Origin of the sequence: Salinivibrio sp. ML290 (genome assembly GCF_001995695.1) — a bacterium.
GTDB classification, from domain to species: Bacteria; Pseudomonadota; Gammaproteobacteria; order Enterobacterales; family Vibrionaceae; genus Salinivibrio; species Salinivibrio siamensis.
In genome coordinates this window covers 49,725-57,545 of record NZ_MUEY01000020.1, presented here as the reverse complement: position 1 = coordinate 57,545, position 7,821 = coordinate 49,725, and the positions used below count along the sequence as shown (strand labels likewise).

General features: G+C 51.4%; 6 protein-coding genes. 2 read left to right on the top strand and 4 right to left on the bottom strand.

What is annotated here, in order from left to right; translation table 11 throughout:
• Positions 1-4: 4 nt before the first annotated feature.
• The 4 genes from BZG23_RS15075 to BZG23_RS15060 form a co-directional block, all read right to left on the bottom strand.
• Positions 5-787, bottom strand: coding sequence for a substrate-binding periplasmic protein (locus BZG23_RS15075; protein ID WP_077578353.1), 783 nt, complete (start codon positions 785-787; stop codon positions 5-7).
• A gap of 76 nt (positions 788-863) precedes the next feature.
• Positions 864-1,907: an efflux RND transporter periplasmic adaptor subunit gene (locus BZG23_RS15070; protein WP_077607404.1), complete on the bottom strand. Its 1,044-nt coding sequence runs from the start codon at positions 1,905-1,907 to the stop codon at positions 864-866.
• Positions 1,904-5,212 carry an efflux RND transporter permease subunit gene (locus BZG23_RS15065; protein ID WP_077607403.1) on the bottom strand — a complete coding sequence of 1,103 codons (3,309 nt, stop codon included), beginning with the start codon at positions 5,210-5,212 and terminating at the stop codon, positions 1,904-1,906. The genes BZG23_RS15070 and BZG23_RS15065 overlap by 4 nt, the downstream gene beginning before the upstream one ends.
• 121 nt (positions 5,213-5,333) lie before the next feature.
• Positions 5,334-5,627: an ArsR/SmtB family transcription factor gene (locus BZG23_RS15060; protein ID WP_077607408.1), complete on the bottom strand. Its 294-nt coding sequence runs from the start codon at positions 5,625-5,627 to the stop codon at positions 5,334-5,336.
• A gap of 243 nt (positions 5,628-5,870) precedes the next feature.
• Here BZG23_RS15060 and BZG23_RS15055 point away from each other — a divergent pair, with 243 nt between their 5' ends.
• Both BZG23_RS15055 and BZG23_RS15050 read left to right on the top strand, forming a co-directional pair.
• Positions 5,871-6,062, top strand: coding sequence for a YgaP family membrane protein (locus tag BZG23_RS15055; RefSeq protein ID WP_069586663.1), 192 nt, complete (start codon positions 5,871-5,873; stop codon positions 6,060-6,062).
• Between the two features lie 10 nt (positions 6,063-6,072).
• Positions 6,073-7,773, top strand: a complete 1,701-nt coding sequence (locus tag BZG23_RS15050) for an FAD-dependent oxidoreductase (protein ID WP_077607402.1) — start codon at positions 6,073-6,075, stop codon at positions 7,771-7,773.
• Positions 7,774-7,821: the final 48 nt, after the last annotated feature.

The following is a 7,821-nucleotide window of genomic DNA, read 5'->3' as shown; positions in this document are numbered from 1 at the left end:
CCATTTATTTAATATAAGTATCGAGAATAGACTGTAATTCACCGGCGTTACGCATTGACTCAAACCCGGCATCCAGCGTGGCTTTTATTTCCATGGCTTCTGGATGCTCACGCGAGATCATCATGTGGAACTTATCCCCACTGTTGCCCGGAATAGGTTCAGCTTTCATACCACCGGCGAGATAATCAGTCCCTTGGGAAACTTTAAATCCAGCCAATATTTCGTAACGCGCCAAGAAGACATCACAGCGTCCTGCTTCCGTTTTTTGCACGAGCTGTTCGAAACTTTTTGCTGATTTTCTGACTTTACTGTCGTCAACACCAAAACCGGTATAATTATAGCCAAGTAAGCCACACATTCTTAGGCCGTTTAAATCGTCCACTGAGTTTATATTCAAGCCATTAGGATGTTGGCTTGTCGAATAAATATAGCTAGGCTGTAACGTATAGTAATAATCAGTAAGAAGATAATTTTTATCTCGTTCTTCACTGTACGAAGCACTGAGGGCGATATCATAGTTGCCGGCCTTCGTTTGCAGTACACAACGTTTCCAAGGAGGCATTTCGACCGAAACATCAACCCCTTCTTTGCCGAATATCGCGTCAAGGACGTCAACATCATACCCTTGCACTTGTCCGCCTTTTTCAAAGGTATATGGTGGCCAACCAGCACCGTCTCCACAGGCTTTGAGTGATGATGTCTCTAAAGCGAGCGCTGGCCCAGATAGTAGGGAACCAGTGAGTGCTGTCGCGGCGATTGCGGTTGCAGAAAGTGTCGCTATTTTCATAGTGAACTCCTTTTAGGAAAACTCACCTTAAGTATTGACGATATTCTCCATAATGCGACCTGAATCACTGCATTTTTTACGGATTCAATATAACCACCTCGCCAGGCTTTAACCCCTTACGTACGCGTCTTTGCTGTGTGAGCGATACAAGCCGTGTGCTCACCTCACCCGCATCGAGCACCTTCACATAGTTAAGTTGTCCAATTTGATAATACGCATTGCTCGGTAAGTAAAGCACAGGTTCGGACTTTTGTGACACGGTCACTTTTGCAAACATGCCTGGCAGCAAGCTATCGTTAGGATCCGAATGAGGCAGTGTCACCACGACACGATAACTACGTGAGCTCGTATCGGCGGCGGGCGTCATCGTGCGCACCATACCTGTCAGCGTTTTATCATAGGTGGGCAATTCAACCGTTAACGATTGGCCAATCGCCACAAAAGGCAAAACAGACTCAGCCATATTCACCGCCGCTTCAATACTGGCGGGGTTATACAGGGATAACATTGCCGCGCCCGGTGTTGCCGTATCACCTTGGTTGATGATCTTTTCCGTGATCACGCCCGAAAAAGGCGCTCGCACCAAACTAAAACCAAATTGGGTTTCTGCCTCGTCCACCGCAGCAAGGGCGCGGCGATAATCAGACTGCGCCGTTTTTAAGCGATTTTCCGCTTCATCAAACTGAGATTGAGGCACCAGTTTTTTCGCCAACAAGGTCTCCATTCGGCGGTAATCACTGCGCGCGGTATTCAGTTGTGATTGCGCCGAGGCCAAGGCTTGTTGCAATTGGCGAACTTTGGCACTGAGGTCGGCATTATCTAAACGCAGTAATACATCGCCTTGCTCAACGCGGTCACCGACATCAACCAACACTTCCGCGACAGTGGCCGTCATCCGCGCTGCCAGCGTGGCGTTTTGTCGTGCCACTAGCTTACCCGAGAAGGTACGCGTTTGCGGCTGTTCGACCGCTTCCAGTGTTAGCGTTTTCATATCGCTTGCTACACGGTTGGGGGTCGGTTCTGACGCCACTTTCTCGGTAAAGGCGCCAGCCATCGCCAAAAATAACACCAATAACCCAGTGCCTAGCACCAGTGCGAGTAAGCCTTTTTTTGCCTTCATGCATCCTCTCCTTCTACTGATAAGCCATGGGTCGGGTGGTGTTGATACGCAAGGTTGTACACCACAGGCACAACCAGCAAGGTAAACACGGTAGACGCAGCAATACCGAAAATAATTGCCCACGCTAAGCCATTGAAAATAGGGTCGAGGGTGATAATCACATTCCCCAATAAGGTGGTGCCGGCGGTGAGCAAAATAGGCCGCATTCGCACCGCGCCCGCTTGTACTAGGGCTTCACTCAGCACCATGCCTTGTGCAAGTGACTGTTGAATAAATTCAATCAACACCAGTGAGTTACGCACCACAATCCCTGCCAATGCAATCATGCCAATCATCGCGGTGGCGGTGAATAGCGCCGGATTTGGGTAGCCATTGATCTCACCGCTTAAGCCATTGAGTAACCAAAAGCCCGGCATAATGCCAATTACAGTCAGTGGGATCGCAAGCATAATAATGCCCGACACCGCCGGTAGCCCAGTTTGTATCAGCATCACAATAAAGACACCCAGCAGTGCTGCGCCATAGGCAATCCCCAGATCGCGAAAGACATCAATGGTGATCTTCCACTCTCCTTCACCACTCCATAACACCTCGATACCCTCATCAACTTGCCAGCCATCACCCGCGCCATTATCCAAATAACTACGCGCTGATAGCGGGCGAGCACTATCCGATTCAGGTTGATTAAAGTCGGCCATCACATCGGCGACTACTTCGCCCGGCACGCGTCCAGTGGGTTCGGCGTACACATACACGACGGGGCGCAAATTTTTATGATAGATAGGCTGATCAACCGGTTGCCGCGTAAAATGACCGAGCTCACTCAAGGCGACCAGCGGCTGCGGCGCATCCACCAAGGCACCTTGAACAGATTGTTTAGCTACCCCAGCCCGACCGCGTACGTGCAGTGCAAGCAGCGCATCAAGTTGATCGCGCGCATCCGGCGCAAGCTGCAGCCTCACGGGCAAGGGATCCATTTCATCGGCATCCGCTAAATGGGCCAGCGTGACCCCTTGGTTCGCGGCCCTGAGCGCTTGGTTGATATCGGCCACAGCAATACCCGACAAGGCGGCTTTTTCTTGGTCCACCACAAACTGCCAGCTCGATAAAGGTCCTTGAATACTGGTGCTCACTTCTGACACCAAGGCTTCACGCTTTAATCGCTCGGCCACCTGCGTCGCTTGCGCTTGCAGGGTTGAATAAGGCGTGCTTGGTGAGCCATACACTTCCGCGACAATGGTTGCCAGCACCGGCGGCCCTGGCGGCATTTCCACTAATTGCACCTCGGCATCATAATTTGCTGCAATGGCTTCTAATTCATCACGCATGCGCGTGACCAAGCCATGCGATTGCAACGTGCGCCGGTGCTTATCCACCAGCACCACACGCAGTTCACCCTGGTAAGGCGCTTGGCGAGTAAAGTAATGTCGCACCATGCCATTAAAATCCATCGGTGAGGCGAGCCCGGCAAAGCCGGATACCGACACCACCTCGGCTTGCGTTTGTAGATAACGGTTCATTTCTCGCAGCACGTTGGAGGTATCAACATGATTGGCGGTTTCCGGCAAATCCAGTACCACCTGAAACTCGTTTTTATTGTCATACGGCAAGAGTTTGAGTGGCACGAGGCGCAAAGCAGGCAGCAAGGCGGCGATGACGAACAACACGCCCACTAGCCATAAAAACGCTTTGGCGCGACGATTACTCTCGAGCAATGGCAGCAACACGCGTCGGTAGCCACGGTACAACGGCGTGGTCTCTATGCGATAGTCATCACCTTTATTGGAAGCGCGGACAATTTTTTTGGCAAGCCAAGGGGTGACTAAAAACGCTACCAAGGTACTGATCACCACACTGACCGGCACATTGAATGCAAGGGGCGCCATATACGGCCCCATCATGCCGGTGATAAAAAACATCGGGGTAAACACAATCACAATCGCCACCGTCGACATGATCAATGCGCGTTTGATTTCCAACATCGCCAGCACAATCGTGCGTCCACGCGGCTTATTATCATGAGTCAGGTGCCGTTCAATGTTGTCGATACTGGCAATCGGATCATCAACAATCAGTCCCAGCGCCAAAATTAACGCAAACAGGGTGACGCGGTTAATCGAATAGCCAAAGGCTAAATCCAGCCCTAATGCCGCGCCATAACTGATTGGGATCGCAATCGCTACCACTAAGGCACTTCGCCAGTTTAAGAACAAGCCAACAAAGACCACCACGGTGAGCACCGCAATACCGAGGCTGGACACCAAGTTTTTTACTTTGGCATCGGCGGTTTGACCGTAATTGCGAATAATCTCAACGCTCACGCCCTCGGGAAATTGTGTGGCGATCAGATGATTGAGCGTGGCGGTGATATCCTCGGCCACGCTCACCGCGTTCGAACCTTTTTGCTTGGCCACCGAGAGAAACACTGCTGGATGCGGCTGGCTATCATCGGTCGATTGGATCCAGGTATCTGTGGTGGACTCTTGCGCGCCGTCGGATAATTCGGCTACATCCTGCAGGTACACAGGTTTGCCATTAACCACCGCCACCACTAAATGGCGTATCTCCTCAAGGCTTTGATACCACTGGCCGGTTTTTAATACATAGCGCTCACCCTGATGCTGAATATCCCCGACATCACGCTTTTGATGGCTTAGCGAAAAGGCATTAGTCAGATCAGACACGCTGATTTGATAGCTAGCCATAGCCGCAGGATCGAGCGTGACCAATACCTGCCGCGGCACACCACCCACCACCTTCACCTCATTGGTTTCGGGAAGGGCTTTGAGATCCAAGGTGGCCTGCTCGGCAATGCGTCGAAGCGCATAATGGTCGAGCTGGTCAGGGTTTTCGCTACGCAGTGCCGCAATCACAATTGGCACATCATCAATTTCCACCGGCTTGATTGCCCATTCGCTCACAGCAGCTGGGATCGCATCTTGGTTGGCGTACAGCTTGTTATAAAGTTTCACCAAGGCTGCCTCGCGATCTTCACCCACGTAAAAGCGCACCGTGACCAACGCGGAGCCTGCTTGGGTGGTGGAATACACATACTCCACCCCATCAATTTGWCTGACTTTTTTCTCGAGCGGCTGCGTCACCTGCTTTGCCACTTGTGGCGCACTCAAACCAGGCGCTTGTACCACCACATCTGCCATTGGTACCACGATTTGCGGATCTTCTTCTTTGGGTGTAAGCCACAGCGCCGCCGCCCCGACCAGCAGTGCAAGCACGATGAGGATGGGCGGGAAGAAGCTATTCATTACTCGGGTGATCAGCTGACCTTGTGGCTGGGCATCTCGCATATTCGATCCTTTGGCTGATGTCAGTAACGACAAGAAAACGATAGGTAAAAACGCTGAATATTAATTAACTTAGCGCATCGACGGGCAATAAATGTATGCTGATCGCTCAGATTCAGACACATCAGGCACAATAGAGCCGCTGCAAGGTGGCGATAATCGCCGCGACGTGGGGGTCATTGAGCTGATAAAACACCTGCTGAGATGACTTGCGCACCTTAACCAGTTGATGCCGCTTTAACACGCTAAGGTGCTGGGAAAACGCCGACTGACTGAGCGACGACCCTTGCAGCAATTGCCCCACGGAGCACTCTCCGGCCAAGAGCTGGCACAGCACAATTAAGCGCTCAGGATGGGCCATCACTTTCAACATGGTCGCCACCAAAGACGCTTGCTCACGCATGGCAACAATGTCCATGTCAGGTATGCTTTCTGTCTCAAACGGCACGCTTGACTCTGCCATCGCCTACTCCTCTCTCGCCAATACTCATAGCTTAGCGCGCCATTTTGTTTAGTCAATCCTAATTTAGATTAAATATAATTAGACTTTTCTAAATATAACTTCTAGAGTGATCCCAGTGCCGACAAACACTGAAGGCGTTCGAGCCAAAGCGGTTCGGTCTGTCGGGGAATCGTATAGAGGATGCAAAGGAGTCTTGCTATGACAATTGATAATGGCGTACGCGTAATCGCTGGCATGATGGTGCTACTTTCTGTCGTGCTTACCCTCACAGTTCACAGCCAATTTATTTGGTTAACCGTCTTCATTGGCGTAAACCTGATCCAAAGTGCGTTTACAGGGATTTGTCCGGCTGCCTTTTTCCTGAAAAAACTTGGACTAAGCAACGCTTGATGGAGTCATAATGACCAAAATCGTAATTATTGGCGGCGTCGCTGGTGGCGCCTCTGCCGCCGCTCGCGCCCGTCGCTTAAGTGAACAAGCCGAAATTATCATGTTCGAACGTGGCCCGTACGTCTCGTTCGCTAATTGTGGTTTGCCYTATCATATCGGCGGAGATATTACCGATCGCAGTAAACTCTTGCTGCAAACCCCAGATAGTTTTCGCGCCCGCTTTAATGTGGATGTGCGCATCAACAGTACGGTCACTGCGATTAATCGCGAAGCCAAAACCGTTACCGTCACCCGTGCCGATGGCAGCAATTATCAAGAAAGCTACGACAAGTTGTTGTTAAGCCCAGGTGCGGCCCCCATCATGCCGCCCATCCCTGGCTTAGATAACCCGCTGACCCACTCTCTCCGCAATATTCCAGATATGGATGCGATTTTGCATACCATTGATATGAATAACCCCAGCCATGCGACTGTCGTTGGCGGAGGATTTATTGGCCTTGAGATGATGGAAGCGCTGCATCAACGCGGGATTAAAACCACCCTATTGGAGATGGCCGATCAGGTCATGACGCCGGTTGATCGCGAAATGGCGGGCTTTGTTCATCAAACCATTCGCGATCAAGGAGTGGATTTACGCCTAGGCACAGCACTGGAGTCCGCTGAGTTTATTCCTACCACGCATGTTGCCAGTGATGATGCCGGCGAGCCCAGTGAGCCGCAACACTTAGAAGGTTCACTGAACCTCACGCTAAATAATGGTGACACGCTGCATACTGAATTGTTGATCATGGCGGTTGGCGTTAAGCCTGAAGTCACGCTGGCGCAACAAGCGGGCCTTGCCATTGGTGAAAAAGGCGGCATTGTGGTCAACAGCACTCTGCAGACCCAAGATCCCGATATTTACGCGGTCGGCGATGCAGTCGAAGAAATCGACTTTGTGACCCATAAACCGACGTTAGTGCCACTGGCGGGTCCGGCGAACCGTCAAGGACGCATGGCCGCTGACAACATGCTAGGAAGCACCGAGCACTATCTCGGCACCCAAGGCACCGCCATCTGTAAAGTGTTCGATCTCGCCGTCGCCTCGGTGGGCCAAAATGAGAAACAACTTAAGCACGCTGATATCGATTATCAAAAGGTCTATGTCCACGCCGCAAGTCATGCCGGTTATTATCCCGGTGCGGAAATCGTCTCATTTAAGCTGCTGTTTGCCCCGGATACCGGCGCGATTTTAGGCGCACAAGCGGTGGGTAAAGATGGCATTGATAAGCGCATTGATGTCATGGCCGTAGCACAACGTGCTGGAATGACCGTTGAGCAGTTACAACATCTAGAACTCACCTACGCACCGCCGTATGGCAGTGCCAAAGATGTGATTAACCAAGCGGCGTTTGTGGCCACCAATATTCTTAAAGGTGAAGCGACGCCAATCCACTTTGATGAGGTAGACAATCTGGCCGACGATCAAGTGTTACTTGATGTGCGCAATGCGCCCGAGCGAGAAAACGGTCAGCTTATTGAAGGTGATGTGCATATTCCGGTCGACGAGCTGCGCGGACGCATCGATGAACTACCGAAAGACAAAGAAATTGTGGTGTACTGCCAAGTCGGTCTGCGCGGCAACGTCGCCTACCGCCAGTTAGTCAACAAYGGTTTTAAAGCTCGCAACTTGATTGGTGGCTATCGTACTTACAAATTCGCCACAGCGTAGTGCGAACACTGTGTTCAAATTCAGCTAGGTGACCCGACTTGGGTCACC